We start from the raw sequence: 23,701 nt of genomic DNA on the forward strand, positions 1-23,701 counted from the left end.
GGTCTGCGGTCGCGGCTCAGTTCGCGACCGCGATATCCTCGGGCGCGCGGGCGCAGATTGGACGGCCGTCGATCGTGCGCAGCGGCAGATAGGTCGACTCGACCGGGCCGCGGTGCAGGTAGGAATAGCACCCCGTCACCTCGTCCAGCCGCGCCGAGTTCACATCCTGATAGGGCGCGGCGAGGGAGAGCACGTTTTCGGGCAGTCCGCCCGGGGTCGTTGCCCCGGGCTGGGTGGCGGTCATCGTTCCGGTTTCACAGGCCGCAAGGACGAGGGGCAGGGCGGCGAGGGCGAGAATGGGTCTCATGTTCTTTGTCTTTCGCTTGGACGCGGTGTTCGGTGGCGAGCATGGGGGATGTGAGCGAGGAATGCCAGAGGGGGGCGAGGTCCGGGCATCGCGCGCCGGTTGCCGCCAAGGCCTGCAGATTCCAGCGGGCCCACGGGCTTTTCCCTAGACAGTCTGTGCCATCTCGCCTATAGCGCAACGGTCCAGTGGCCCCGGATTCGTTCCGGGGCCTCTGAGTTATTGAATTCGGGCACCTGCGGACGCGTGACGTCGAGGGGCCTACACCCGGGTCGCAAGACCCATCACAGAGACTGGCGGGCCCAAACCCGCCGCAAAACGGAAGACAGAAAGCATGGCACTCAAGTCGTATAAACCGACGACGCCGGGCCAGCGTGGGCTGGTTCTGATCGACCGTTCGGAGCTGTGGAAAGGACGTCCCGTCAAGTCCCTCACCGAGGGTCTGACCAAGTCGGGCGGCCGGAACAACACCGGACGGATCACCTCTCGCCGCCGCGGCGGTGGCGCGAAGCGTCTTTACCGCGTTGTCGATTTCAAACGGAACAAGTTTGACATCGTCGCGACCGTCGAACGGATCGAATACGATCCCAACCGGACCGCCTTCATCGCCCTCATCCGCTATGAGGACGGCGAACAGGCCTATATCCTCGCGCCCCAGCGCCTTGGCGTTGGCGAAAAAGTGGTCGCGGGCAGCAAAGTCGACATCAAGCCGGGGAACGCGATGCCGTTCTCGGGCATGCCGATCGGCACCATCGTTCACAACATCGAACTGAAGCCCGGCAAGGGTGGCCAGATGGCCCGCGCTGCCGGCACCTATGCCCAGTTCGTCGGTCGTGATGGTGGCTACGCGCAGATCCGCCTCTCCTCGGGCGAGCTTCGCCTCGTGCGTCAGGAATGCATGGCCACCGTCGGTGCCGTGTCCAACCCCGACAACTCGAACCAGAACCTCGGCAAAGCCGGTCGTGTCCGCCACATGGGCAAGCGTCCGTCGGTCCGCGGTGTCGCGATGAACCCGATCGACCACCCGCATGGTGGTGGTGAAGGCCGGACCTCTGGTGGTCGGACCCCGGTTACTCCGTGGGGCAAGGACACCAAGGGTAAGCGCACCCGCAACAAGAACAAGGCGTCGCAGAACCTCATCATCCGTTCGCGTCACGCCAAGAAGAAGGGCCGTTAAGATATGGCACGTTCTGTATGGAAAGGGCCTTTTGTCGACTCTTATGTCCTCAAGAAGGCTGAGAAGGCTCGCGAAGCGGGCAAAAACGAAGTGATCAAGATCTGGTCGCGCCGTTCGACGATCCTGCCCCAGTTCGTGGGCCTGACCTTCGGCGTCTACAACGGTCAGAAGCACATCCCCGTCAACGTGACGGAGGACATGATCGGCCAGAAATTCGGTGAATACGCGCCGACCCGTACCTACTACGGGCACGCCGCGGACAAGAAAGCGAAGCGGAAGTAAGTCATGGGCAAGGAAAAGAACCCCCGCCGCGTGGCTGACAACGAAGCGATGGCGAAACTCCGCATGCTTCGCACCAGCCCGCAGAAACTCAACCTCGTGGCGCAGATGATCCGCGGCAAGAAGGTGGAAAAGGCCCTGGCCGATCTGACCTTCTCGAACAAGCGGATCGCGGTGGACGTGAAGAAATGCCTTCAGTCGGCCATCGCCAACGCCGAGAACAACCACAACCTCGACGTCGATGAACTCATCGTCGCCGAAGCCTATGTGGGCAAGAACCTGATCATGAAGCGTGGCCGTCCGCGGGCACGTGGCCGTTACGGCAAGATCATGAAGCCGTTCTCGGAAATCACGATCAAGGTGCGTCAAGTCGAGGAGCAAGCCTGATGGGTCAGAAAGTCAATCCGATCGGCATGCGTCTGCAGGTGAACCGCACCTGGGACAGCCGCTGGTACGCCGATACCAATGAATATGGTGATCTCCTTCTTGAGGACCTCAAGATCCGTGAGTTCATCAAGGAAGAGTGCAAGCAAGCCGGCGTCAGCCGTGTGATCATCGAACGTCCGCACAAGAAGTGCCGGGTCACGATCCACACTGCCCGTCCGGGTGTCATCATCGGCAAGAAAGGCGCGGACATCGAAACGCTGCGCAAGAAGATCGCCAAGATGACCGACAGCGAGCTGCACCTCAACATCGTCGAAGTCCGCAAGCCCGAACTCGACGCCCAGCTGGTGGCGGAATCGATCGCCCAGCAGCTCGAGCGTCGTGTGTCGTTCCGTCGCGCGATGAAACGTGCCGCCCAGAACGCCATGCGCATGGGTGCCCTCGGCATCCGCGTGAACTGCGCCGGTCGTCTGGGTGGGGCCGAAATCGCCCGCACCGAATGGCTGCGTGAAGGTCGCGTGCCGCTGCACACGCTGCGCGCCGACATCGACTATGCTCTCGCCGAAGCCACGACCCCCTATGGTATCATCGGGATCAAGGTCTGGATCTTCAAAGGCGAGATCATGGAGCACGATCCGGCTGCGCGCGACCGTCGCCAGCAGGAGCTTCAGGATGGCCCGGCGCCCCGTGGTGCCATGGGCGATCGTCGCCGGTAAGGAGAGCTAGAAATGCTGCAACCGAAGCGTACGAAATTCCGCAAGATGCACAAAGGCCGGATCTCCGGTCAGGCAAAAGGCGGTTCGGACCTCAACTTCGGCACCTTCGGCCTGAAGGCGCTGGAGCCGGAGCGGATCACCGCCCGTCAGATCGAAGCCGCCCGTCGGGCCATGACGCGTCACATGAAGCGTCAGGGTCGCGTCTGGATCCGCATTTTCCCGGATGTGCCGGTCTCGGCCAAGCCGATCGAAGTGCGGATGGGTAAAGGCAAGGGCTCGGTCGACCGTTGGGTCGCCAAGGTCAAGCCCGGCCGCGTGATGTTCGAGATTGACGGCGTGAACGAAGAAATCGCCCGCGAAGCCCTCCGCCTCGCCGCGATGAAGCTGCCGATCAAGACCCGCACCGTGATGCGCGAAGACTGGTAAGGTCTTCGGAGAAATGAAGGTGCGCCGGACGGCGCACCCGACGGATCACCCCCGGCGCCGATGCGTCGGGGGTTTTTCATTGGTTCAAGCGTCCACCCACTTGTAATTGAAGCTCACCGAAATCCGCTCCTCGTCATCGGCCATGTTCATCGGCACCTCATGCCGCAGCCAGGATTCCCACAGGAGCACGTCGCCCACCACGGGTTTGGCGTAGATGAAGGTGCGCAGCTCTTCCCGGGCGTTCTTGCGGCGCGGGGGGGCGGCCATCATGCGGGAGGAGCGGGGGTCTTCCAGCTTCAAAGCCGAGGCGCCTTCGGGCATCGCCACATAGGTCGTGCCGGAGATGACCGAATGGGGGTGCAGGTGCGAGCTGTGGGTGCCGCCTTCGGGGAGGATGTTGATCCAGATATCCTCGAGCTCGAGCCGCCCGTCGCCCAGGTCGAACTCGAGGTCCTCGGCAAAGGCCGCGACATGCTTGTCGAGCGCCTTGACCAGGTCGGCGAAGATCGGGAACCGCCAGGGGAGGTCGGTGAGCGAGGCGTAGGAGGTGTAGCCCGGATAACCCTCGGTCTCGCACCACTCCTGCCCGGCCTCGTCGTCCTCGTAGATCGCGTAGCAGGAGGCCTCGAGCTCGCCGGTGTCGATGTGCGGCTTGTGCTCGTCAAGCCGGGCGCGGTAGAGGCGGGTGACGAAGAGCGATGATATCTGCGGCATGGTCGGGTCCTTTGCTGTCTCGCGCGCCTTACCGTCCCATGACGAAGGGCCGAGGTGCTTGCAAGCCCTCTGGCCGCGTTTCGCGAGTCGCATCGGGCAGGGCGGTCGACGCGCCCGCGAAACCCTCAAGTTTTCCTTGCCCGCCCGACCGGTCGCGTCTATAGAGCCGCATCTCACGATTCCCGACGACGGGATTCGTGTGTTTTGCATTGAACCCACCGGGCCCTGGGTCACCCCGCACAAGGGGGCCTTCCGGTGATTGGAAAGGAAGAGGCGATGAACGCCAAAGAACTCCGTGACAAGAGCGCGGATCAGCTGAACGACCAGCTGGCCGATCTCAAGAAGGAAGCCTTCAACCTGCGCTTCCAGCAGGCCACCGGCCAGATGGAAAGCACTGCGCGCATGCGTCAGGTCCGCCGTGACGTGGCCCGCGTGAAGACGATCCTGAACGAAAAAGCCGCGGCTGCGGCTGGCAACTGAGAGAGAGCCCGAGATGCCCAAACGTATCCTGCAAGGCACCGTGACCTCGGACGCCAACGCCCAGACCGTCACCGTGCTCGTCGAGCGGCGCTTCAAGCACCCGCTCCTCAAGAAGACCGTCCGTTCTTCCAAGAAGTATCGGGCCCACGACGAGAACAACACGTTCAAAGTCGGCGACTCCGTGCGCATTCAGGAATGCGCGCCGAAGTCGAAAACCAAACGCTGGGAAGTCGTCACCGCCTGATTGGCAACGACTTCTCCAGATCGATCGAAACCATGGGGACGAAGTGAGCCCCAAAGGTCAGGAGAAACCTTATGATCCAGATGCAGACCAATCTGGATGTCGCTGACAACTCCGGCGCTCGCCGGGTGCAGTGCATCAAGGTCCTGGGTGGTTCCAAGCGTAAATACGCCTCCGTCGGCGACATCATTGTCGTCTCGGTGAAGGAAGCCATCCCGCGCGGCCGCGTGAAGAAAGGTGACGTCCGCAAGGCCGTCGTCGTGCGCACCGCCAAGGAAGTCCGTCGTGAAGACGGCACCGCGATCCGCTTTGATCGCAACGCCGCCGTCATCCTCAACAACAACAACGAGCCGGTCGGCACCCGTATCTTCGGGCCGGTGGTTCGTGAGCTTCGCGCGAAGAACTTCATGAAGATCATCTCGCTCGCTCCGGAGGTGCTGTGATGGCTGCCAAGCTGAAAAAGGGCGACAAGGTCGTCGTGCTCGCCGGCAAGGACAAGGGCAAGCAGGGTGAAATCACCCAGGTGCTCCCCGCCGAGAACAAAGCCGTGGTGGAAGGCGTGAACATGGCCATCCGTCACACCCGCCAGACCCAGAACGCACAGGGCGGCCGCCTGCCGAAGGCACTGCCGATCGACCTGTCGAACCTGGCTCTTCTCGATGCCAATGGCAAAGCGACCCGCGTCGGCTTCCGCATGGACGGCGACAAAAAAGTCCGCTTCGCCAAAACCACTGGGGACGTGATCTGATGCTCGATACCGCGAATTACACCCCGCGCCTGAAGGCGGTCTACAAGGAGACGATCCGGGCCGCGATGAAGGAAGAGTTCGGCTACAAGAACGACATGCAGATCCCGCGTCTGGACAAGATCGTTCTGAACATCGGCTGTGGTGCCGAAGCCGTGCGCGACTCGAAGAAGGCCAAGTCGGCCCAGGAAGACCTGACCAAGATCGCCGGCCAGAAGGCCGTCGTGACCAAGGCCAAGAAATCCATCGCCGGGTTCCGCGTCCGTGAAGACATGCCGCTCGGGGCGAAAGTCACCCTGCGTGGCGACCGGATGTACGAATTCCTCGATCGTCTGATCACCATTGCGATGCCCCGCATCCGCGACTTCCGCGGCGTTCCGGGCACCTCTTTCGACGGCCGTGGCAACTATGCCATGGGCATGAAAGAGCACATCGTGTTCCCCGAGATCGACTTCGACAAGGTCGACGAGGTCTGGGGTATGGACATCGTGATCACCACCACCGCGTCCAACGACGCGGAAGCCAAGGCGCTGTTGAAGCATTTCAACATGCCCTTCAACAGCTGATCGGCGGAGGAACTTATGGCTAAGAAATCCATGGTCGCGCGTGAAGAGAAGCGTCAGAAGCTGGTCGCTAAATACGCCGACAAGCGCGCTGCGCTTAAAGAAATCATCAACGACGAAGCCAAGCCGATGGAAGAGCGTTTCCGCGCCTCCCTGAAACTGGCGAAACTGCCGCGGAATTCCTCGGCGACTCGTCTTCACAACCGCTGTCAGCTGACCGGGCGTCCCCACGCCTACTATCGCAAGCTGAAGCTGAGCCGGATCATGCTGCGCGAGCTTGGCTCGATGGGCCAGATCCCCGGCCTCGTGAAGTCGAGCTGGTAAGGAGAGAGTGAGATGAACGATCCTATCGGCGATATGCTCACCCGCATCCGCAACGCCCAACTGCGCGGCAAATCCACGGTTTCGACCCCCGCGTCGAAAATCCGCGCCTGGGTGCTCGATGTTCTCTCGGACGAGGGTTACATCCGCGGCTATGAAAAAGGCACCGACGAGCGTGGTCACCCCACCCTCGAAATCAGCCTGAAATACTTCGACGGCACCCCCGTCATTCGCGAACTGAAGCGGGTCTCCAAACCCGGTCGTCGCGTTTACATGGGCGCCAAAGAGATCCCCGCCGTCCGTCAGGGCCTGGGCGTCTCGATCGTCTCCACGCCGAAAGGCGTCATGTCCGATGCAAACGCTCGCGCCCAGAATGTTGGTGGCGAAGTGCTTTGCACCGTATTCTAAGGAGGTTCTGGAATGTCTCGTATTGGTAAGAAACCGGTCGAGCTCCCTTCGGGCGTCACCGCGTCCGTCTCGGGCCAGACCATCGAAGTGAAGGGGTCGAAAGGCACCCGGAACTTCACCGCCACGGATGACGTGACCATCTCGGTGGAAGACAATGCCGTGAAAGTCGAGCCGCGTGGCAAGTCCAAGCGCGCTCGTCAGCAGTGGGGCATGTCGCGCACCATGGTGGCCAACATGGTCCAGGGTGTGTCCGACGGCTTCAAGAAAGAGCTCGAGATTCAGGGTGTGGGTTACCGCGCCGCGATGAACGGCAACACTCTGAAGCTCAACCTCGGCTACTCGCACGAGGTCGATTTCGAAGTTCCGGCGGGGGTCACCGTGACCGCGCCGAAGCAGACCGAGATCGTCGTGGAAGGCATCGACCAGCAGCTCGTTGGTCAGGTTGCCGCGAACATCCGCGAATGGCGCGCGCCGGAGCCCTACAAGGGCAAGGGCATTCGCTATAAGGGCGAGTATATCTTCCGCAAGGAAGGCAAGAAGAAGTAAGGACGCGATAAATGGCACTCAGCAAACGAGAATTGTTCTTGAAGCGCCGCCAGCGCGTTCGGAACGCCCAGCGGAAAGTGAACGTCGGCAAGGTTCGCCTGTCGGTTCACCGCTCCTCGAAAAACATCAGCGCGCAGCTGATCGACGACGTGAAAGGCGTGACGCTCGCCTCGGCTTCTTCTCTCGAGAAGGATCTGGGTATCGTCGGCAAGAACAACGTCGAAGCAGCCGCCAAAGTGGGTTCGGTCATTGCCGAACGCGCGAAGAAAGCCGGTGTCGAAGTCGTCTACTTCGACCGCGGCGGGTTCCTCTTCCACGGGAAGGTCAAGGCGCTCGCCGATGCCGCCCGTGAAGGTGGCCTGAACTTCTAAGGGTGCGGTGCGCAGTCCATGCGCACCCTCCCCGGACCTCGCCGGGTGCACAGCTGTTGCGCACCTGCCTGAGAGGGGCGGCCCGTTCGCCCCTCCGATGATCCGGGAGCTCCGCGCTCACCTGGATCGAGTTCATTCGGCGCCTGCGTCTTGTGCGCGCCACCCAGAAAAGGAAATGCCAGATGGCAGAACGTGAAAACCGTCGTCCGCGCCGCGACCGCGAGGAAGCCGCGCCGGAATTCGCCGATCGCTTGGTTGCGATCAACCGTGTGTCTAAGACCGTGAAGGGTGGTAAGCGCTTCGGCTTTGCCGCGCTCGTCGTCGTGGGCGACCAGAAGGGCCGTGTCGGCTTTGGCAAAGGTAAAGCCAAGGAAGTGCCGGAAGCGATCCGCAAGGCGACCGAGAGCGCCAAGCGCAACATGGTTCGTATCCCGCTGAAAGAAGGCCGGACGCTGCACCACGACATCGAGGGCCGTCATGGCGCCGGTCGTGTGGTCATGCGCACTGCCCCGCAAGGTACCGGGATCATCGCCGGTGGTCCGATGCGCGCCGTGTTCGAGATGCTCGGCGTCCAGGACGTCGTCGCCAAGTCGATCGGGTCGCAGAACCCCTACAACATGATCCGCGCCACGCTCGAAGGTCTGTCCAAGATGGCCTCGCCGCGTGCCGTTGCGCAGCGTCGTGGGAAGAAAGTGGCCGAGATCCTCGGCGCCAAGGCTGACGAAGCCGAAACCGCTGACGCGTAAGGAGATACGGACATGGCAACCATCGTCGTGAAACAGATCGGCTCGCCGATCCGCCGCCCCGCCAAACAGCGCGAAACGCTGATCGGGCTTGGCCTGAACAAGATGCACAAGACCCGTGAGCTGGAGGATACCCCCTCCGTGCGTGGCATGGTGAACTCCATCCCGCACCTCGTGGAAATCATCGAAGAGCGCGGCTGATTTCAGTCCCTCACTCGATGCAGATTGAGCACCCCGGTCAGAAATGGTCGGGGTGTTTCGTATTTTGCCCCGCGTAAGTCCGTCTGTCCCACCCTGCACATGACCCGTGCGTGACTCGGCATAGAAGCGGGACACAAAACCTCCTATCTGTGCTCCAAGCAACCCACGGAGGACCCTGATGGAAATCGGCCTTTACACCTTCGGCGACATGGGCCGCGATCCTGTCACGGGCAGGACGGTGAACGCCCACGAGCGCCTGACGAACCTCATGGAGGAGATCGAGCTGGCCGATGAGGTGGGGCTCGACGTTTTCGGGTTGGGCGAGCATCACCGACCGAACTATGCGATCTCGAGCCCGCCGGTGACGCTGGCGGGGGCGGCGCGGACCACCAAGCGCATCAAGCTCACCTCGGCCGTCAGCGTTCTGTCCTCGGACGACCCGGTCCGGGTCTACCAGCAGTATACGACCCTCGACAACATCACCGGGGGTCGGGCCGAACTCATGGTGGGCAGGGGCAGCTTCATCGAGAGCTTTCCGCTCTTCGGCTATGACCTGAACGATTACGACGCGCTCTTCGAGGAGAAGCTCGAGATGCTGCTCGCCATCGACGAGCGGGAGAAGCTGCGCTGGAAGGGGTCGGAGCACACGCAGGCGGTCGAGAACCTCGGGGTCTATCCCCGGCCGGTGAATGGCCATCTGCCGATGTGGATCGCCGCGGGCGGCACACCCAATTCCATGGTTCGGGCCGGGGTGCTGGGCCTTCCGCTGGCGCTTGCCATCATCGGCGGACAGCCGCGCCAGTTCGCGCCTCTGGCAGACCTCTATCGCCGCGCGGCCGAGCAATCCGGGAACGCGGAGAAGGCGCGGGTGTCGCTCAACGTGCACGGCTTCGTCGCCGAGGACAGCCAGCATGCCGCCGAAACGTTCTTTCCGGCGCAGAAGGCCGTGATGGACCAGATCGGGCGCGAGCGCGGCTGGCCGCCCCAGACGCGGGCGCAGTTCGATGCCGGCATCGGCCCGGAAGGCGCCCAGTTCGTCGGCAGCCCACAGCAGATCGTGGACAAGGTTCTGGGCCTGAAGGACGCCCTTGGGTTCGATCGGTTCCTGATCCAGATGGCGATCGGCATCATCGACCATAAGGAGATGATGAAGGCGATCGAGGTTCTGGGCACCAAGGTCGCGCCGGCGTTGCGCAAGGCAGGCTGAAGGCACCACACCCGCGATCCGGTCCTTGCCGGAGCCTCTGCCGCGTCCTAGCGTCCAGGCATGCGTGTCGCGTTCCTCACCGCCCTGACCATGGTCGCCTTTGCGGCCAATTCCTTGCTCAACCGGGCCGCGCTGGCCGGGGATTTGATCGACCCCGGTAGCTTCGCGAGCCTTCGCGTCCTGGCGGGGGCCGTCATGCTGGTCGTGCTGCTGGCCTTTCGGGCGCGGTCTGTGCCGAACGTGCCGCGACCCGACGTCCCAGCCGCGCTGGCGCTGACCGCCTATCTCGCCGGGTTTTCCTTCGCCTATGTCGCGCTCGATGCGGGGCTGGGGGCGCTGGTTCTTTTCGGCGGCGTGCAGGTCACGATGTTCGCTGGCGGGCTCTTGGGTGGCGAGCGGCCACCCATCGCGCGGTGGCTTGGCATGGCCGTGTCGCTGGCGGGGCTCGCGCTCCTCGTGCGCCCGGGGCAGGCGGCCGGCGCGCCGCTCTCCGCCTTCGCGCTCATGGCGGTCGCGGCAGTCGGCTGGGGGGTCTATTCGCTGATCGGGCGGCAGACCCGCGACCCGCTGGCATCCACGACGTGGAACTTTGTCTACGCCGCCCCTGCGGTGCTCGCCATCGCCATCCTCGCCGGCGGCACCAAGGTGAGCGGTCCGGGGGTCGCGCTGGCGGCTCTGTCCGGGGCGGTCACCTCGGGGCTGGGCTATGCGCTCTGGTATGCGCTGCTCCCCGGCCTGGGTGCCACGCGCGCGGCGGTCGCGCAGCTCTCCGTGCCGGTCATCGCGCTCGTCGCCGGTGTGGTATTGCTGGGCGAGGCCATAACCCCTCTGGCGTCACTCGCCTCGGTCCTGATCCTTGGCGGGATCGCCCTCGGACTGGCGCCCGCTCGCGCGCGCGTCACCGGGAAGTGAACCAACGGCGCATCAAAGCCGTTACACTCCCATACAAAACAGGGAGATCATCATGAAACAGACACGCCGCATGTTCCTCGCCTCCGCTGCCGCGGCCGGAGGCGTCGTCACCATCCTGCCAATCACCGCCCGGGCCGCAAGCCACGGCATGGGGGGCGACATGTTCGAGACCGACGCCGGCACGATCACCGTGCATCCGGTCCACCACGCTTCCATCGTGCTCGAAACGCCGGCGGGCACGATCTATGTCGACCCGGTGGGCGAGGCCGCGCTTTACGAGGGCATGCCCGCGCCGGACCTGATCCTCGTCACCCATGAACACGGCGACCACTACAACGCCGAGACGCTCGCCGCCATCATGGCCGAGGGCACCACGCTCGTGACCAACCCGGCGGTGCAGGGGATGCTGCCCCCCGAACTTGGCGAAGGCGCGATTGCGATGGCCAATGGCGACACGACCGATTGGGAAGGCGTCGCGATCGAGGCGATCCCGGCCCAGAACGTGACCGAGGAGCGGTTGAACTTCCACCCGCCGGGCCGCGACAACGGTTATGTGCTGACCATCGACGGGTTCCGCATCTATATCTCTGGCGATACCGAGCCGACGCCGGAGATGCTGGCGCTGACCGACATCGACCTGTGCTTCCTGTGCATGAACCTGCCCTTCACCATGACGGCAGAACAGGCGGCGGAAGCCGTGGCAGAGTTCAGGCCGGCGGCGGTCTATCCCTATCACTACCGGGGACAGGACGGCGGCACCCAGGATCCCGAGACATTCGCGGAACTCGTGGGCGAGAACGCCGAGGTCAAGATGGGCGAATGGTACGAGCCGGGAGAGTTGGGCTGACGATATCGCACCCCGGACTTGATCCGGGGCCGCATCCTTGGAGCACGAGGCCCCGGGTCAAGTCCGGGGCGGGTGTCCACAAGCCAGGCCCCGGCCCCATGCCGGGGCTTGTCACGTTGGGGATCAGGGTCTATACGCCCCCGGTGCGCGAGCGCACATGAGAATCGAAAACCAAGAAACGCCGTGGTTGGCCCGATTTCGCTTCGGGGGTCACATCCGGCAAGGAGAAGCGACATGAAACTCAATGAACTCCGGGACAATCCCGGCGCCGCCCAGAAGAAAAAGCGCGTTGCGCGTGGTCCGGGCTCGGGCAAGGGTAAGACCGCCGGCCGTGGTATCAAGGGTCAGAAATCCCGTTCGGGTGTGGCCATCGGTGGCTACGAAGGCGGCCAGATGCCGCTCTACCAGCGTCTTCCCAAGCGTGGCTTCAACAAGCCCAACCAGAAGAAGTTCGCGGTCATCAACCTGGGCATCCTGCAGAAATTCATCGACGCGAAGAAGCTGACTGGTGACATCACCGAAGACAGCCTCGTCGAAGCCGGCGTCGTGCGCCGCAAGCTCGACGGCGTGCGCGTTCTCGCCAAGGGCGATTTCACCGCGAAGGCCAACATCACCGTGACCGGTGCCTCGAAGTCGGCCATCGAAGCCGTCGAAAAGGCCGGTGGCAAGCTGACCACCACGGCGGCTGCGGCAGAGTAACGCTTGTTAGCCGCCCGAGGGCGGCCTAAATAAGCGCTGGGTATTCCAATAGCGCCGCCGGAGCCGGGGATCGGTCCGGCGGCGTTTCCACGAACAGGGGGCCATATGGCATCTGCAGCGGAACAAATGGCCGCGAACCTCAATTGGGGCACGCTGGGCAAGGCGACCGAACTTCGCCATCGGATTTTCTACACTCTCGGCCTGCTGATCATCTATCGGCTCGGCACCTACATCCCGGTTCCGGGGATCGACGCGGGCGCCCTGCGTGATTTCATGGAACAGGCGGCCTCGGGCATCGGCGGCATCCTGTCGATGTTCACCGGCGGTGCGCTGGGCCGGATGGGGGTCTTCTCGCTGGGCATCATGCCCTACATCTCGGCCTCGATCATCGTGCAGCTTCTGGCCTCCATGTGGGAGCCCCTGAAGCAGCTCAAGAAAGAGGGCGAGCAGGGCCGCAAGAAGATCAACCAGTACACGCGCTACGGCACCGTGGCACTGGCCACCGGACAGGCCTTTGCGCTCGCCAATTCGCTGGTCGCGGGCGACCTCGTGTCGAGCCCTGGACCCTTCTTCATCGCCTCTGCGGTGGTGACGCTGGTCGGCGGCACCATGTTCCTGATGTGGCTCGGTGAACAGATCACTGCGCGCGGCATCGGCAACGGCATCTCGCTCATCATCTTCGTCGGTATCGTGGCGGAAATCCCCGCTGCTGCTGCCCAGTTCTTGAGCCAGGGGCGTGCGGGTGCGATCAGCCCGGCGGTGATCATCGGGGTCATCGTCATGATCATCGTGGTGATCGGCTTCGTGGTCTTCATGGAACGCGCTCTGCGCAAGATCCACATCCAGTATCCGCGCCGGCAGGTCGGCATGAAGGTCTATGACGGCGGCACCAGCCACCTGCCGATCAAGGTGAACCCGGCGGGCGTGATCCCGGCGATCTTCGCCTCGGCGCTTCTGCTCTTGCCGACGACGCTGTCGACCTTTCACGCGGGCAACAACGGCCCGGTAATGTCGACGATCCTCGCGTATTTCGGGCCCGGACAGCCCGCATACCTCGCCTTTTTCGCGGTGATGATCGTGTTCTTCACGTTCTTCTACACCAAGGAAGTGGCGTTCAAGGTCGACGACGTGGCCGACAACCTGAAGAACCAGAACGGCTTCGTGCCAGGCATCCGCCCGGGCAAGCGCACCGCCGAATACCTCGAGTATGTGCTCAACCGCATCCTCGTGCTCGGCTCCGGCTATCTCGCGCTCGTGGCGCTCTTGCCGGAAATCCTGCGCAGCCAGCTTGCCATCCCGTTCTACTTCGGGGGCACCTCGGTGCTGATCATCGTGTCGGTCACGATGGATACGATCAATCAGGTGCAAAGCCACCTGCTCGCCCACCAGTACGAAGGGCTTATTGAGAAATCGCAGCTGCGCGGTAAACGCGGTGGGACGACTGCGAAAAAGGGACGGAAGGGACCAGCCAGACGATGAACATCATTCTTCTTGGACCGCCGGGAGCCGGCAAGGGGACACAGGCCAAGAAACTCGTGGACAGCCGGGACATGATCCAGCTGTCGACCGGGGACATGCTTCGGGAGGCACGCACCTCGGGCACGGAAATGGGAAACAAGGTTGCCGCGGTCATGGACGCGGGCGGGCTCGTCACCGACGAAATCGTGATCGGTCTGATCCGTGAAAAGCTCGAGGGCGACAAGAAGGGCGGCTTCATCTTCGACGGCTTCCCGCGGACGCTGCCGCAGGCCGACGCGCTGGGCGATCTGCTGGCGGAGAAAGGCGAAAGCCTCGATGCCGTGATCGAGATGCAGGTGGACGATGATACGCTCGTGAAGCGCGTCGTGAACCGGGCCGCCGAAGCGGCCGCCGCCGGCCAGCCGGTGCGCGCCGACGACAACGAAGACTCCATGCGCACGCGGCTCATGGAATACTACAAGAAGACCGCGCCGCTCATCGGCTACTACTGGGCCAAGGGCGACCTCTCTTCGGTCGACGGTCTCGCCTCGATCGACGAGGTTTCGGGATCGATCGACAAGATCCTGGGGTAACCCTGACCCAATTGGCGAAAGACAGGGATCCCCGCGAGCTCCGCCTCGCGGGGATTTTCCATTTCCGGACCCGGTGGCAGGGGCCTGCCGCCGACACGAGCCGGTCACGGCGAAACATGCTTGACATCGCCTTTGCCCGGGGGCTTGACGTCCCGACCAAACACGCATAACCAGCCCCATCCCGAAAGGGTTAATCCGTCGAATCGGGCGCTTGCACGTTCTGCGCCACGGTCGACAGACCACCTCGAATGACTGCGGCCCGCAGGGAGATCCCGGCGGGCTTACGTTGTGAAAAAAGGACCTGGAAACACGGGTCCGCAACGAAAGGAACAGACACTTGGCACGTATTGCCGGCGTGAACATCCCGACTGCAAAGCGGGTTCCCATCGCTCTTACCTATATCACTGGCATTGGCCCGGCTTCTGCCAAAGCCATCTGCGAAGCCGTGAACATCGACGCGACCCGTCGTGTGAACGAACTGTCGGATTCCGAAGTGCTCGCCATCCGCGAACACATCGACGCCAACTACACCGTGGAAGGCGACCTGCGTCGTGAAACGCAGATGAACATCAAGCGTCTCATGGACCTCGGCTGCTACCGCGGCCTGCGCCATCGTCGCAACCTCCCGGTCCGCGGCCAGCGGACTCACACCAACGCCCGCACCCGCAAGGGCCCGGCGAAAGCCATCGCTGGCAAGAAGAAGTAAGGGAGGGACAACGATATGGCTCGTGACAAGACCCGCATGAAGCGCAAAGAGCGCAAGAACATCGCCGCCGGCGTTGCTCATGTGAACTCTTCGTTCAACAACACCAAGATCCTGATTTCCGACGTGCAGGGCAACGCGATTGCCTGGTCGTCGGCCGGCACCATGGGCTTCAAGGGGTCGCGCAAATCGACCCCCTTCGCCGCCCAGATGGCTGCGGAAGACGCTGGCAAGAAAGCCCAGGAACACGGCGTGAAGACGCTCGAAGTCGAAGTTCAGGGCCCCGGTTCGGGCCGTGAATCGGCGCTCCGCGCTCTGGCTGCTGTCGGCTTCAACATCACGTCGATCCGCGACGTGACGCCGATCGCCCACAACGGCTGCCGCCCGCCGAAACGCCGCCGGGTCTAAGGCTGATTTTATAAGCGCGGGCTGGGGTTTTCCCCGGCCCGCTGCTGTCATTTTGAAACCTCGGGCGTCTTGTCTTTTGGACATGGAGACGAGACTGGAATGGAGGGACGCATGATCCACAAGAATTGGGCTGAACTGATCAAGCCGACGCAGCTTGACGTGAAACCGGGCAACGAGCCCGCGCGTCAGGCGACTGTGGTCGCGGAACCGCTGGAGCGTGGCTTCGGCCTGACCCTCGGCAACGCGCTACGCCGCGTGCTCATGTCGTCGCTTCAGGGCGCGGCCATCACCTCGGTGCAGATCGACAACGTGCTGCATGAGTTCTCGTCCATCGCGGGTGTCCGTGAAGACGTGACCGACGTGGTTCTGAACCTCAAGGGCGTGTCCCTGCGCATGGAAGTCGAAGGGCCGAAGCGCCTGTCGATTTCGGCCAAGGGTCCGCAGATCGTCACCGCCGGCGACATCTCGGAATCGGCCGGGATCGAGATCCTCAACAAGGATCACGTGATCTGCCACCTCGACGACGGCGCCGACCTGTTCATGGAACTGACCGTCAACACCGGCAAGGGCTATGTCTCGGCCGACAAGAACAAGCCGGAAGATGCGCCCATCGGTCTGATCCCGATCGACGCGATCTATTCGCCGGTCAAGAAGGTGTCCTACGACGTTCAGCCGACCCGTGAAGGTCAGGTGCTCGACTATGACAAGCTGACGCTGAAAATCGAAACCGACGGCTCGATCACGCCGGACGACGCGCTGGCCTTTGCCGCGCGCATCCTGCAGGACCAGCTGTCGATCTTCGTGAACTTCGACGAGCCGGAATCGGCCAGCCGTCAGGACGACGAGGACGGTCTCGAGTTCAACCCGCTTCTGCTCAAGAAGGTGGATGAGCTCGAGCTGTCGGTGCGTTCGGCGAACTGCCTGAAGAACGACAATATCGTCTATATCGGCGACCTCATTCAGAAGACCGAAGCCGAGATGCTGCGCACCCCGAACTTCGGCCGCAAGTCGCTCAACGAGATCAAGGAAGTGCTCTCGGGCATGGGTCTCCACCTCGGCATGGACGTCGAGGAGTGGCCGCCGGAGAACATCGAGGACCTCGCCAAGAAGTTCGAAGATCAGTTCTAAGACCATTTCGGGTGCGCAGGCTCTGCGCACCCGTCCAATGCCCGGGTTTGCGGGGAACATCAGGGCACAAGCCCCAAGGAGAACGGCCGCTACGCACGGTCGTCAGACAAAGCAAAAACGCAAAGGAGATAGAAAATGCGTCATGGTTCCGGCTACCGCCGTTTTAACCGCACTCAGGAACACCGCAAGGCGATGTTCGCAAACATGGCTGGCTCGCTGATCGAGCACGAGCAGATCAAGACGACCCTGCCGAAAGCCAAAGACCTGCGTCGCGTGATCGAAAAGCTCATCACGCTCGGCAAACGCGGCGACATCCACGCCCGTCGTCAGGCTGCCGCGCAGCTCAAGCAGGACAAGCACGTTGCAAAACTGTTTGAAGTCCTCGGGCCCCGCTACGCCGAACGTCAGGGCGGCTATGTCCGCGTCCTGAAAGCCGGCTTTCGCTATGGCGACATGGCCCCGATGGCGATCATCGAGTTCGTGGACCGCGACCCGGCCGCCAAAGGCGCCGACGACAAGGCCCGCGTGGCTGCCGAGCTCGAGGCGTCCTTCGAGGATTGATCCCCGCACGGACCAGAATACGAAAGGCCCCGCGCATCACGCTGCGGGGCTTTTTCTTTGCGGCCTCACGCCTTGGACAGCGGCGGCCAGATTCGGGGAAGGCCTAGCAGAGGCGGCTTTTCGGTGCGTCTCGTCGCGCGGCGTGCAACAGGTCGAGCGCGGCCTGGAGCAGGACATCCCGCTCCTCGGCCAGAGGCGCGGCGTCCAGATCGGCGTATCCCAGGAACTCCGTCAGGTCGGATCTTTCCTGCCTGCTCAAGTCGTTATACCATTGAGCTATATCCGGATCCAAAATTCGCACGCACAACTCCGACAAAGTTGTGCTAGTGTGTGGTTGCAATTTAAAGTTGTCAATTGTGTGAACGGGTTCGGGACAGGCGCTCGAATCGGGGCGAGGGGATATGAACGACGTATTGGGACTGGATCACGGGTTGGCGCAGTTGTCCGACCTTGCGCCAAAGGGATATGCCCTTGGATTGCACATTCGGTTCGGGGCGGCGCATCTCATGATCCAGACCTATGATCCGCGCTGGTCGGAAACCTATACCGAGAAAGGCTACATGCTTGGCGACCCGATGATTTTCTGGGGGTTCGGCAACGACGGCCACATCCGGTGGAGCGAGATCACGCTTCCCGATCCGCACAACATCATCGCCCAGGCGGCGAGCTTCGGGCTGCGCTACGGGGTGGCCATCGCGATGGGCCCGACAAACTCGCGCACGATCGGCGGCTTCGCGCGGGACGACCGCGAGTTCACCGACGAGGAGATCGCCGAGATCCATGCGATCGTCGCCCAGTTGCATGACCGTGCGACGCCGCCCGACCAACTGACCTCGGCCCAACGCATGGCGCTTCGCCTCGTGGCGCGAGGCAGCCGGCATGCCGAGGCGGCGGCGCTTCTGGGAATTTCCGAAAGCGCGTTCAAGGCGCGGCTCAGATCGGCCCGCGATGCGCTCTTCGTGCGCACCACGGCGGAAGCGGTGCAGCGGGCGCAGGAACACAACCTGCTCTGAACGCGAAGCGACTGGTCAGGGACGCGCATCGCGATTAGCTAGGTCCTATGGCCGATCTCTTTTCCTCCATGGACACGCCCAAGCCCGACGCGGGCCCGCGACCTCTGGCCGACAGGCTCAGGCCTGCCGCGCTGTCCGAGGTCATCGGACAGGAACATGTTCTGGGCCCGGAGGGGCCGCTGGGCGTGATGCTTGGCGCGGGATCGCTTGGCTCGCTCATTCTCTGGGGGCCGCCGGGGGTGGGCAAGACCACCATTGCGCGGCTGCTCGCGCGCGAGACCGACCTGCATTTCGTTCAGATTTCCGCGATCTTCTCGGGCGTGCCGGAGCTTCGCAAGGTGTTCGAGGCGGCCAAGATCCGGCGCGGCAACGGGCAGGGGACGCTGCTTTTCGTCGACGAGATCCACCGCTTCAACAAGGCCCAGCAGGACGGATTCCTGCCGCATATGGAGGACGGGACGATCCTTCTGGTCGGGGCGACCACCGAGAACCCCTCGTTCGAGTTGAACGCGGCGCTCTTGTCGCGGGCGCAGGTGATCACGCTGCGTCGTCTTGAGCCTGCGGATCTGGAGCGGCTCATCCAGCGGGCTGAAAAGGAACTTGGTCGCGGACTGCCGCTCGACGGGCATGCGCGGGACGCGCTGATCGAGATGGCCGACGGTGACGGACGGGCGCTTCTCAACCTCGTGGAACAGGTGGCCGCCTGGAAGGTGGACGCGAAACTCGGCCGCGACGACCTGATCAAGCGGCTGATGCGGCGGGCTGCACGTTATGACAAGGCGGGTGACGAGCATTTCAACCTGATCTCCGCGCTTCATAAATCGGTGCGCGGCAGCGACCCGGACGCCGCGCTCTACTGGTTTTCCCGGATGCTGGAAGGTGGCGAGGACCCGCGCTTTCTGGCCCGCAGGCTTACCCGGATGGCAGTCGAGGACATCGGCCTGGCCGATCCGCAGGCCAATCAGGTCTGCATCGACGCCTGGAACACCTTCGAGCGGCTGGGAAGCCCGGAGGGCGAGCTCGCGCTGGCGCAAGCGGTCATCTATCTCGCCCTCGCGCCGAAATCGAACGCGGGCTATGTGGCCTACAAGGCGGCCAGGGCCGAGGCCCGCAAGACCGGATCGACCCCGCCCCCCAAGCATATCCTCAATGCGCCCACGAAGCTCATGGAGGACGAGGGTTACGGTGCCGGTTATGCCTATGACCATGACGCCGAGGACGGGTTCTCGGGGCAGAATTACTTCCCCGATGGCATGAAGCGCCCGATCTATTACGTCCCGGTCGAACGGGGGTTCGAGCGGGACCTCAAGAAGCGGGTCGAGTTCTTCGCGGGCCTGCGCGCCAAGCGGAACGGCTGACGCCCTGTTGACAAGGGCCGCGGCAGAGAGGACAGGAAGGCCATGTTACAGACACTCCTCGCCGTCGCGGCCGGAGGCGCCATTGGCGCTTCGGGCCGCTATCTCGTCAACGTCACGACCGGGCGGATGTTCGGGCTCGGGTTCCCCTATGGCACGATCACGGTGAACGTGCTTGGCAGTTTCCTCATGGGCGCGCTCTTCGTCGTTATGGCGCGAAAGGGCGGCACGGCGCTTGCCCCCTTCCTGATGACCGGCGTCTTGGGCGGGTTCACGACGTTCTCGGCCTTCTCGCTGGACGCCCTGACGCTGTTTGAGCGGGGGCAGGGCGGCACGGCGGCGGTTTATGTCGTGCTCTCGGTGGCGCTGTCGCTCCTCGCGCTTGTGGTGGGTGCCTTTCTGACACGGATGGTGATGGCATGAGTGGTGTTCAGACAATCACGGTCGCCAAGGGCGACGGCGACCAGCGGCTCGACCGGTGGTTCCGGCGTCAGTTTCCCCATGTGGCGCAGGGCCGCATCGAGAAGATGTGCCGAAAGGGCGAAATCCGCGTCGATGGTGGTCGCGTGAAGCCCGCGACCCGGGTGGAAGAGGGGCAGGAAGTGCGCATTCCGCCGCTGCCCGAGCCGGGACCGGAACCCGAGCGGCCCGAGCGTCCGCAGCGCGCGCGCGTATCGGATGCCGACGCCAAGATGATCCAGTCCTGCGTGATCTACCGGGACGACCAGATCATCGCGCTGAACAAGCCACCGGGCCTGCCGACACAGGGCGGCACCGGGGTCACGCGGCATGTGGACGGGCTGGTCGAGGCGCTGACCTTCGGGTTCGACGAAAAACCGCGTCTCGTGCATCGGCTCGACAAGGACACCTCGGGGGTCCTCCTGCTCGCGCGGACCCGTCTTGTGGCGAAGGCCCTGACCGATGCCTTCCGCGCGCGGGAATCGCGCAAGATCTACTGGGCGGTTGTCGCCGGCGTGCCGAGCCCGAAGAAGGGCACCGTGAAATGGGGGCTGGTGAAAGCCCCGGGCGGCGGTCACGGCGAAGGCGAGAAGATGCTCTGCGTTCACCCGGCGGAAGTCGCCAAGGTCGACGGCGCGAAACGGGCGGAAACGGATTACGCCGTGATCGAGAACCTCGCGCAGCGGGCGGCCTGGGTCGGACTGGTGCCGGTCACCGGGCGCACCCATCAGCTGCGCGCGCATATGGCCGAGCTTGGCCATCCCATCGTGGGCGACGGGAAATATGGTGGCTCGTCTCAGGAGAACCTCGGCGACGGTTGGGGCGCCATGCTGGGCGGTGAGATCAGCCGCAAGCTGCACCTTCACGCGCGCTCGATCGAAATCGACCACCCGGTGACGAAGAAGCGTCTGCGGATCGAGGCGGACCTGCCCGAGCATATGGCGAAGACCTGGGAGCAGTTGGGCTTCGACCTGCGGGGCGCGCCGGAGGATCCTTTCGAGGACGAAGAATGGGCCCCCTGAGGCTGGTGCTCTTCGACGTCGACGGCACGCTGATCGACAGCCAATACGCGATCGTCGCGGCGATGGAGATTGCCGCTGGTGTAGCGGGATTACCGGTGCCCTCACGAGAGGCCACGCTTTCGGTTGTCGGGCTGTCGCTGCCAGAGGCTGTCGCGCTTCTCTATCCCGCCGAGCACGCTGATGCGCAGGCGCGGATGGTAGCGGCCTATCGGCAGGCCTATATGCAATCACGCGCCGACGATGGCGCGCCGCCTCTCTTCGAAGGTGCGCGCGCCGCGATGGAGGAGCTCGCCGCGCGCGACGAGGTCTTTCTGGGCACGGCCACGGGCATGTCGCGGCGTGGAATGACCCGCATCGTCGAGGCCTACGGGCTTCACAAGCTCTTCGCGACCACGCAGACGGCAGACGATCACCCGTCCAAACCGCACCCGGCCATGGTCCTTGCCGCGCTGCGCGACACCGGGGTTGCGCCCGGCGATGCGGTCTTTGTGGGCGACACGGCCTATGACATCGAGGCCGGTCGTGCCGCCGGGGTCTTTACCATTGGGGTCACATGGGGATACCACGCCGCCGACAGGTTGCGGGCAGCCGGGGCGGATGCGGTGATCGGGCAATTCGCCGAGCTGATCCCGACGATCGACAGACGATGGAGTGCGGCATGAGCGAATGGGCCCCGAAACGGTTCTGGAAAGAGACGAAGGCAGGCGCGGTCGAGGGCGGCTTCACCGTGTTTCTCGACGCGCGGACGGTGCGCACACCCGCCAAGGCCGCGCTGACCGTGCCCACGCTGGCGCTGGCCGAGGCGCTGGCGGCGGAATGGGACGCACAGGCCGAGCGGATCGACCCGAGGACGATGCCGATGACCCGGACCGCCAATTCCGCCATCGACAAGGTGGTGCCGCAACACGCCGAGGTGGCCGAGATGCTTGCCGCCTATGGCGACAGCGACCTGACCTGCTACCGCGCCGATGCGCCCGACGAACTGGTGGCGCGACAGGCCGCTGGTTGGGACCCGTTGCTCGACTGGGCGGCCGAGACCTTTGGCGCGCGTCTGGCGCCCCGGACCGGGATCGTGCATGTGGCGCAGGAAGACGCCGCGCTCGAACGGCTAGCGGCCGAAGTCCACGCGCTCGACCAGTTCCGTCTCGCGGCCTTCCACGACCTCGTCGCACTGTCCGGATCGCTCGTCATTGCTCTCGCCGTCACCCGGGGCCGGCTGATGCCGGAAGAGGCCTGGCGCTTGTCCCGGATCGACGAAGATTTCCAGATCGAGCAATGGGGCGAAGACGAAGAAGCTGCCGAACAGGCAGCGATCAAAAGACAGGCATTCCACGATGCGGCGCTGTTTTTTCGACTGATCGATCAAAATTGAACACGCGTTCCTGACGGAATATCCAAACTTGACGGGGCGTTAGCCGGTTCCGCCGCGCTATGCGGGCAAGGGGCGGGTTGACCTGACCCGGAATATTTGCCCAAATCCTTGGCACGTAGGGAGAAACTCCCTTCCAAGTATCGCCAGGGGCGATCAGCCCCCTAAAAAAAGCCCACCAAGGGCATCCATCAGGAAGAGGTTAATAATGAAGAAATCCGTATTTCTCGGCGCAATGACCGTCGCTGGCCTGGTCGCCGGCGTGGCGGGGGCCGCGACTCTGGATGACGTGAAAGCGCGTGGTGCCCTCAAGTGCGGCACCAACTCGGGTCTGACCGGCTTTGCGGCACCGGATGCGAATGGCCGTTGGGAAGGCTTCGACGTGGCCGTGTGCCGCGCTGTCGCCGCCGCCACCCTCGGTGACCCGGAAGCCGTCGAATTCGTGCCGACGACCCCCAAGACCCGCTTCACCGCGCTCGCTTCGGGCGAAGTGGACATCCTCGTGCGCAACACCACCTGGACCCTGTCGCGCGACGTCGACCTGAAGTTCACCTTCACCGGCGTCAACTACTACGATGGCCAAGGCTTCATCGTGCCGAAGGCGCTGGGCGTGTCTTCGGCCAAGGAACTCGACGGCGCGACCGTTTGCATCCAGACCGGCACCACGACCGAGCTCAACCTCGCGGATTTTTTCCGCACCAACAACATCAGCTATGAGCCGGTGCCGATCGAAACCAACGCCGAAGCCCAGCAGCAATACCTCGCCGGGGCTTGCGACACCTACACCACGGACGCCTCGGGCCTTGCCGCCACGCGCGCCTCGTTCGAGACCCCCGGCGATCACGTGATCCTGCCGGAAATCATCTCGAAAGAGCCGCTCGGACCGCTTGTTCGTCATGGCGACGACGACTGGGCCGATATCGTGAAATGGACCTTCTTCGCGCTCGTCGCGGCGGAAGAATACGGCATCACCTCGACCAATGTCGAAGAGCTGGCCAAGGGCACCGACAACCCGGAAATCAACCGGATCCTCGGCACCGAAGGCAACATGGGCGAAATGCTCGGCCTCGACGCCGACTTCGGCATGAAGGCCATCATGGCTGTCGGCAACTACGGCGAGATTTTCGAGGCCAACATCGGCGAGTCGACCCCGATCGGCCTGTCGCGCGGTCTGAACGCGCAGTGGAAAGACGGCGGCCTGCAATACGCACCGCCGTTCCGCTAAGGAACACCAGAGGGGCGCGGGGCAACTCGCGCCCCTCTCGCTTTCACGCGACCAATAACCCGGGCCCGGGCGACGTGGGATCAACCCGCGCGAAAGAGGGCCGGGGCGCAACGGGGACCAACA

The 23,701-nt window shown here is 63.6% G+C and carries 35 protein-coding genes; 33 read left to right on the forward strand and 2 right to left on the reverse strand.

Features of this window, described 5'->3' with window-relative positions; genetic code table 11:
• Window positions 1-16: 16 nt before the first annotated feature.
• Complete coding sequence (locus tag KJP29_RS03865) at window positions 17-307, reverse strand: hypothetical protein (RefSeq protein WP_218462235.1); 291 nt, start codon at window positions 305-307, stop codon at window positions 17-19.
• 331 nt (window positions 308-638) lie between these two features.
• Here KJP29_RS03865 and rplB point away from each other — a divergent pair, with 331 nt between their 5' ends.
• Genes rplB through rplP form a run of 5 tightly spaced genes read left to right on the forward strand, consistent with a single transcriptional unit; the run spans window position 639 to window position 3,286 of the window.
• On the forward strand, window positions 639-1,481 hold the full coding sequence (gene rplB, locus KJP29_RS03870; RefSeq protein WP_218462236.1) for a 50S ribosomal protein L2: 843 nt from the start codon (window positions 639-641) through the stop codon (window positions 1,479-1,481).
• Between the two features lie 3 nt (window positions 1,482-1,484).
• Complete coding sequence (rpsS, locus tag KJP29_RS03875; RefSeq protein ID WP_218462237.1) at window positions 1,485-1,763, forward strand: 30S ribosomal protein S19; 279 nt, start codon at window positions 1,485-1,487, stop codon at window positions 1,761-1,763.
• 3 nt (window positions 1,764-1,766) lie between these two features.
• Window positions 1,767-2,147 carry a 50S ribosomal protein L22 gene (gene rplV / locus KJP29_RS03880; RefSeq protein WP_218462238.1) on the forward strand — a complete coding sequence of 127 codons (381 nt, stop codon included), beginning with the start codon at window positions 1,767-1,769 and terminating at the stop codon, window positions 2,145-2,147.
• Window positions 2,147-2,860, forward strand: coding sequence for a 30S ribosomal protein S3 (gene rpsC, locus KJP29_RS03885; RefSeq protein ID WP_218462239.1), 714 nt, complete (start codon window positions 2,147-2,149; stop codon window positions 2,858-2,860). The genes rplV and rpsC overlap by 1 nt, the downstream gene beginning before the upstream one ends.
• A 12-nt stretch (window positions 2,861-2,872) precedes the next feature.
• On the forward strand, window positions 2,873-3,286 hold the full coding sequence (gene rplP / locus KJP29_RS03890; RefSeq protein ID WP_218462240.1) for a 50S ribosomal protein L16: 414 nt from the start codon (window positions 2,873-2,875) through the stop codon (window positions 3,284-3,286).
• Between the two features lie 84 nt (window positions 3,287-3,370).
• Here the strand turns inward: rplP and KJP29_RS03895 are convergent, their stop codons facing one another.
• Entirely contained in the window at window positions 3,371-4,000 is a 630-nt protein-coding gene (locus KJP29_RS03895; protein ID WP_218462241.1) for a 2OG-Fe(II) oxygenase family protein, read from the reverse strand.
• Between the two features lie 276 nt (window positions 4,001-4,276).
• Between KJP29_RS03895 and rpmC the strand changes: the two genes are divergently transcribed.
• The 28 genes from rpmC to KJP29_RS04035 all read left to right on the forward strand — a co-directional run bounded on the left by rpmC (window position 4,277) and on the right by KJP29_RS04035 (window position 23,578).
• Window positions 4,277-4,480, forward strand: coding sequence for a 50S ribosomal protein L29 (gene rpmC / locus KJP29_RS03900; RefSeq protein WP_218462242.1), 204 nt, complete (start codon window positions 4,277-4,279; stop codon window positions 4,478-4,480).
• A 13-nt stretch (window positions 4,481-4,493) separates the two neighbouring features.
• The gene (gene rpsQ, locus KJP29_RS03905) at window positions 4,494-4,724 is read left to right on the forward strand and encodes a 30S ribosomal protein S17 (RefSeq protein ID WP_218462243.1); all 231 of its coding nucleotides are present in this window, start codon (window positions 4,494-4,496) and stop codon (window positions 4,722-4,724) included.
• A gap of 71 nt (window positions 4,725-4,795) precedes the next feature.
• The gene (gene rplN, locus KJP29_RS03910) at window positions 4,796-5,164 is read left to right on the forward strand and encodes a 50S ribosomal protein L14 (RefSeq protein WP_005621870.1); all 369 of its coding nucleotides are present in this window, start codon (window positions 4,796-4,798) and stop codon (window positions 5,162-5,164) included.
• Window positions 5,164-5,469, forward strand: coding sequence for a 50S ribosomal protein L24 (gene rplX / locus KJP29_RS03915; protein ID WP_218462244.1), 306 nt, complete (start codon window positions 5,164-5,166; stop codon window positions 5,467-5,469). The genes rplN and rplX overlap by 1 nt, the downstream gene beginning before the upstream one ends.
• The gene (gene rplE / locus KJP29_RS03920) at window positions 5,469-6,032 is read left to right on the forward strand and encodes a 50S ribosomal protein L5 (protein ID WP_218462245.1); all 564 of its coding nucleotides are present in this window, start codon (window positions 5,469-5,471) and stop codon (window positions 6,030-6,032) included. The genes rplX and rplE overlap by 1 nt, the downstream gene beginning before the upstream one ends.
• Window positions 6,033-6,047: 15 nt before the next feature.
• Window positions 6,048-6,353, forward strand: a complete 306-nt coding sequence (gene rpsN / locus KJP29_RS03925; RefSeq protein ID WP_218462246.1) for a 30S ribosomal protein S14 — start codon at window positions 6,048-6,050, stop codon at window positions 6,351-6,353.
• Between the two features lie 12 nt (window positions 6,354-6,365).
• The gene (gene rpsH / locus KJP29_RS03930; protein ID WP_218462247.1) at window positions 6,366-6,758 is read left to right on the forward strand and encodes a 30S ribosomal protein S8; all 393 of its coding nucleotides are present in this window, start codon (window positions 6,366-6,368) and stop codon (window positions 6,756-6,758) included.
• A gap of 12 nt (window positions 6,759-6,770) precedes the next feature.
• On the forward strand, window positions 6,771-7,304 hold the full coding sequence (rplF, locus tag KJP29_RS03935) for a 50S ribosomal protein L6 (RefSeq protein WP_218462248.1): 534 nt from the start codon (window positions 6,771-6,773) through the stop codon (window positions 7,302-7,304).
• Window positions 7,305-7,315: 11 nt separating this feature from the next.
• Window positions 7,316-7,675, forward strand: coding sequence for a 50S ribosomal protein L18 (gene rplR, locus KJP29_RS03940; protein WP_218462249.1), 360 nt, complete (start codon window positions 7,316-7,318; stop codon window positions 7,673-7,675).
• A 182-nt stretch (window positions 7,676-7,857) separates the two neighbouring features.
• Window positions 7,858-8,421 carry a 30S ribosomal protein S5 gene (gene rpsE, locus KJP29_RS03945; RefSeq protein WP_218462250.1) on the forward strand — a complete coding sequence of 188 codons (564 nt, stop codon included), beginning with the start codon at window positions 7,858-7,860 and terminating at the stop codon, window positions 8,419-8,421.
• Between the two features lie 12 nt (window positions 8,422-8,433).
• Complete coding sequence (gene rpmD / locus KJP29_RS03950; RefSeq protein WP_218462251.1) at window positions 8,434-8,619, forward strand: 50S ribosomal protein L30; 186 nt, start codon at window positions 8,434-8,436, stop codon at window positions 8,617-8,619.
• 178 nt (window positions 8,620-8,797) lie between these two features.
• The gene (locus KJP29_RS03955; RefSeq protein WP_218462252.1) at window positions 8,798-9,826 is read left to right on the forward strand and encodes an LLM class flavin-dependent oxidoreductase; all 1,029 of its coding nucleotides are present in this window, start codon (window positions 8,798-8,800) and stop codon (window positions 9,824-9,826) included.
• A gap of 60 nt (window positions 9,827-9,886) precedes the next feature.
• Window positions 9,887-10,738: a DMT family transporter gene (locus KJP29_RS03960; protein ID WP_218462253.1), complete on the forward strand. Its 852-nt coding sequence runs from the start codon at window positions 9,887-9,889 to the stop codon at window positions 10,736-10,738.
• Window positions 10,739-10,790: 52 nt separating this feature from the next.
• Complete coding sequence (locus KJP29_RS03965; RefSeq protein ID WP_218462254.1) at window positions 10,791-11,585, forward strand: MBL fold metallo-hydrolase; 795 nt, start codon at window positions 10,791-10,793, stop codon at window positions 11,583-11,585.
• A 234-nt stretch (window positions 11,586-11,819) separates the two neighbouring features.
• Window positions 11,820-12,284, forward strand: coding sequence for a 50S ribosomal protein L15 (gene rplO / locus KJP29_RS03970; RefSeq protein WP_218462255.1), 465 nt, complete (start codon window positions 11,820-11,822; stop codon window positions 12,282-12,284).
• A 105-nt stretch (window positions 12,285-12,389) separates the two neighbouring features.
• The gene (gene secY / locus KJP29_RS03975; protein ID WP_218462256.1) at window positions 12,390-13,763 is read left to right on the forward strand and encodes a preprotein translocase subunit SecY; all 1,374 of its coding nucleotides are present in this window, start codon (window positions 12,390-12,392) and stop codon (window positions 13,761-13,763) included.
• A complete protein-coding gene (locus tag KJP29_RS03980; protein WP_218462257.1) occupies window positions 13,760-14,335 on the forward strand; it encodes an adenylate kinase in 576 nt (191 codons plus the stop codon). The genes secY and KJP29_RS03980 overlap by 4 nt, the downstream gene beginning before the upstream one ends.
• A gap of 337 nt (window positions 14,336-14,672) precedes the next feature.
• Window positions 14,673-15,041, forward strand: coding sequence for a 30S ribosomal protein S13 (gene rpsM / locus KJP29_RS03985; RefSeq protein WP_218462258.1), 369 nt, complete (start codon window positions 14,673-14,675; stop codon window positions 15,039-15,041).
• A 15-nt stretch (window positions 15,042-15,056) separates the two neighbouring features.
• Complete coding sequence (gene rpsK / locus KJP29_RS03990; protein ID WP_218462259.1) at window positions 15,057-15,446, forward strand: 30S ribosomal protein S11; 390 nt, start codon at window positions 15,057-15,059, stop codon at window positions 15,444-15,446.
• A 111-nt stretch (window positions 15,447-15,557) separates the two neighbouring features.
• Window positions 15,558-16,574: a DNA-directed RNA polymerase subunit alpha gene (locus KJP29_RS03995; protein WP_218462260.1), complete on the forward strand. Its 1,017-nt coding sequence runs from the start codon at window positions 15,558-15,560 to the stop codon at window positions 16,572-16,574.
• A gap of 135 nt (window positions 16,575-16,709) precedes the next feature.
• Entirely contained in the window at window positions 16,710-17,135 is a 426-nt protein-coding gene (rplQ, locus tag KJP29_RS04000; protein ID WP_218462261.1) for a 50S ribosomal protein L17, read from the forward strand.
• 401 nt (window positions 17,136-17,536) lie between these two features.
• Window positions 17,537-18,148 (forward strand): autoinducer binding domain-containing protein, encoded by a 612-nt coding sequence (locus KJP29_RS04005; RefSeq protein WP_218462262.1) that lies wholly within the window; start codon window positions 17,537-17,539, stop codon window positions 18,146-18,148.
• Between the two features lie 47 nt (window positions 18,149-18,195).
• Window positions 18,196-19,506, forward strand: a complete 1,311-nt coding sequence (locus KJP29_RS04010; protein WP_218462263.1) for a replication-associated recombination protein A — start codon at window positions 18,196-18,198, stop codon at window positions 19,504-19,506.
• Between the two features lie 42 nt (window positions 19,507-19,548).
• Window positions 19,549-19,926 carry a fluoride efflux transporter CrcB gene (gene crcB, locus KJP29_RS04015; protein ID WP_218462264.1) on the forward strand — a complete coding sequence of 126 codons (378 nt, stop codon included), beginning with the start codon at window positions 19,549-19,551 and terminating at the stop codon, window positions 19,924-19,926.
• Window positions 19,923-20,984 (forward strand): RluA family pseudouridine synthase, encoded by a 1,062-nt coding sequence (locus KJP29_RS04020; protein WP_218462265.1) that lies wholly within the window; start codon window positions 19,923-19,925, stop codon window positions 20,982-20,984. Before crcB ends, KJP29_RS04020 begins: the two co-directional genes overlap by 4 nt.
• Window positions 20,972-21,646 carry an HAD-IA family hydrolase gene (locus KJP29_RS04025; protein WP_218462266.1) on the forward strand — a complete coding sequence of 225 codons (675 nt, stop codon included), beginning with the start codon at window positions 20,972-20,974 and terminating at the stop codon, window positions 21,644-21,646. Before KJP29_RS04020 ends, KJP29_RS04025 begins: the two co-directional genes overlap by 13 nt.
• The gene (locus KJP29_RS04030; protein ID WP_218462267.1) at window positions 21,643-22,356 is read left to right on the forward strand and encodes an ATP12 family chaperone protein; all 714 of its coding nucleotides are present in this window, start codon (window positions 21,643-21,645) and stop codon (window positions 22,354-22,356) included. Before KJP29_RS04025 ends, KJP29_RS04030 begins: the two co-directional genes overlap by 4 nt.
• A 205-nt stretch (window positions 22,357-22,561) precedes the next feature.
• On the forward strand, window positions 22,562-23,578 hold the full coding sequence (locus KJP29_RS04035; RefSeq protein ID WP_218462268.1) for an amino acid ABC transporter substrate-binding protein: 1,017 nt from the start codon (window positions 22,562-22,564) through the stop codon (window positions 23,576-23,578).
• The last annotated feature ends 123 nt before the right edge of the window (window positions 23,579-23,701 follow it).

It is taken from the genome of Maritimibacter sp. DP1N21-5 (genome assembly GCF_019218295.1).
In the GTDB taxonomy this organism is placed as follows: Bacteria; Pseudomonadota; Alphaproteobacteria; order Rhodobacterales; family Rhodobacteraceae; genus Maritimibacter.

Excerpts from the sequence above, each read along its gene's own strand:
- KJP29_RS03865 (WP_218462235.1), bottom strand. The coding sequence starts at position 307 with ATGAGACCCATTCTCGCCCTCGCCGCCCTGCCCCTCGTCCTTGCGGCC.
- rplB (WP_218462236.1), top strand. The coding sequence starts at position 639 with ATGGCACTCAAGTCGTATAAACCGACGACGCCGGGCCAGCGTGGGCTG.
- rpsS (WP_218462237.1), top strand. The coding sequence starts at position 1,485 with ATGGCACGTTCTGTATGGAAAGGGCCTTTTGTCGACTCTTATGTCCTC.
- rplV (WP_218462238.1), top strand. The coding sequence starts at position 1,767 with ATGGGCAAGGAAAAGAACCCCCGCCGCGTGGCTGACAACGAAGCGATG.
- rpsC (WP_218462239.1), top strand. The coding sequence starts at position 2,147 with ATGGGTCAGAAAGTCAATCCGATCGGCATGCGTCTGCAGGTGAACCGC.
- rplP (WP_218462240.1), top strand. The coding sequence starts at position 2,873 with ATGCTGCAACCGAAGCGTACGAAATTCCGCAAGATGCACAAAGGCCGG.
- KJP29_RS03895 (WP_218462241.1), bottom strand. The coding sequence starts at position 4,000 with ATGCCGCAGATATCATCGCTCTTCGTCACCCGCCTCTACCGCGCCCGG.
- rpmC (WP_218462242.1), top strand. The coding sequence starts at position 4,277 with ATGAACGCCAAAGAACTCCGTGACAAGAGCGCGGATCAGCTGAACGAC.
- rpsQ (WP_218462243.1), top strand. The coding sequence starts at position 4,494 with ATGCCCAAACGTATCCTGCAAGGCACCGTGACCTCGGACGCCAACGCC.
- rplN (WP_005621870.1), top strand. The coding sequence starts at position 4,796 with ATGATCCAGATGCAGACCAATCTGGATGTCGCTGACAACTCCGGCGCT.
- rplX (WP_218462244.1), top strand. The coding sequence starts at position 5,164 with ATGGCTGCCAAGCTGAAAAAGGGCGACAAGGTCGTCGTGCTCGCCGGC.
- rplE (WP_218462245.1), top strand. The coding sequence starts at position 5,469 with ATGCTCGATACCGCGAATTACACCCCGCGCCTGAAGGCGGTCTACAAG.
- rpsN (WP_218462246.1), top strand. The coding sequence starts at position 6,048 with ATGGCTAAGAAATCCATGGTCGCGCGTGAAGAGAAGCGTCAGAAGCTG.
- rpsH (WP_218462247.1), top strand. The coding sequence starts at position 6,366 with ATGAACGATCCTATCGGCGATATGCTCACCCGCATCCGCAACGCCCAA.
- rplF (WP_218462248.1), top strand. The coding sequence starts at position 6,771 with ATGTCTCGTATTGGTAAGAAACCGGTCGAGCTCCCTTCGGGCGTCACC.
- rplR (WP_218462249.1), top strand. The coding sequence starts at position 7,316 with ATGGCACTCAGCAAACGAGAATTGTTCTTGAAGCGCCGCCAGCGCGTT.
- rpsE (WP_218462250.1), top strand. The coding sequence starts at position 7,858 with ATGGCAGAACGTGAAAACCGTCGTCCGCGCCGCGACCGCGAGGAAGCC.
- rpmD (WP_218462251.1), top strand. The coding sequence starts at position 8,434 with ATGGCAACCATCGTCGTGAAACAGATCGGCTCGCCGATCCGCCGCCCC.
- KJP29_RS03955 (WP_218462252.1), top strand. The coding sequence starts at position 8,798 with ATGGAAATCGGCCTTTACACCTTCGGCGACATGGGCCGCGATCCTGTC.
- KJP29_RS03960 (WP_218462253.1), top strand. The coding sequence starts at position 9,887 with ATGCGTGTCGCGTTCCTCACCGCCCTGACCATGGTCGCCTTTGCGGCC.
- KJP29_RS03965 (WP_218462254.1), top strand. The coding sequence starts at position 10,791 with ATGAAACAGACACGCCGCATGTTCCTCGCCTCCGCTGCCGCGGCCGGA.
- rplO (WP_218462255.1), top strand. The coding sequence starts at position 11,820 with ATGAAACTCAATGAACTCCGGGACAATCCCGGCGCCGCCCAGAAGAAA.
- secY (WP_218462256.1), top strand. The coding sequence starts at position 12,390 with ATGGCATCTGCAGCGGAACAAATGGCCGCGAACCTCAATTGGGGCACG.
- KJP29_RS03980 (WP_218462257.1), top strand. The coding sequence starts at position 13,760 with ATGAACATCATTCTTCTTGGACCGCCGGGAGCCGGCAAGGGGACACAG.
- rpsK (WP_218462259.1), top strand. The coding sequence starts at position 15,057 with ATGGCTCGTGACAAGACCCGCATGAAGCGCAAAGAGCGCAAGAACATC.
- KJP29_RS03995 (WP_218462260.1), top strand. The coding sequence starts at position 15,558 with ATGATCCACAAGAATTGGGCTGAACTGATCAAGCCGACGCAGCTTGAC.
- rplQ (WP_218462261.1), top strand. The coding sequence starts at position 16,710 with ATGCGTCATGGTTCCGGCTACCGCCGTTTTAACCGCACTCAGGAACAC.
- KJP29_RS04005 (WP_218462262.1), top strand. The coding sequence starts at position 17,537 with ATGAACGACGTATTGGGACTGGATCACGGGTTGGCGCAGTTGTCCGAC.
- KJP29_RS04010 (WP_218462263.1), top strand. The coding sequence starts at position 18,196 with ATGGCCGATCTCTTTTCCTCCATGGACACGCCCAAGCCCGACGCGGGC.
- crcB (WP_218462264.1), top strand. The coding sequence starts at position 19,549 with ATGTTACAGACACTCCTCGCCGTCGCGGCCGGAGGCGCCATTGGCGCT.
- KJP29_RS04020 (WP_218462265.1), top strand. The coding sequence starts at position 19,923 with ATGAGTGGTGTTCAGACAATCACGGTCGCCAAGGGCGACGGCGACCAG.
- KJP29_RS04025 (WP_218462266.1), top strand. The coding sequence starts at position 20,972 with ATGGGCCCCCTGAGGCTGGTGCTCTTCGACGTCGACGGCACGCTGATC.
- KJP29_RS04030 (WP_218462267.1), top strand. The coding sequence starts at position 21,643 with ATGAGCGAATGGGCCCCGAAACGGTTCTGGAAAGAGACGAAGGCAGGC.
- KJP29_RS04035 (WP_218462268.1), top strand. The coding sequence starts at position 22,562 with ATGAAGAAATCCGTATTTCTCGGCGCAATGACCGTCGCTGGCCTGGTC.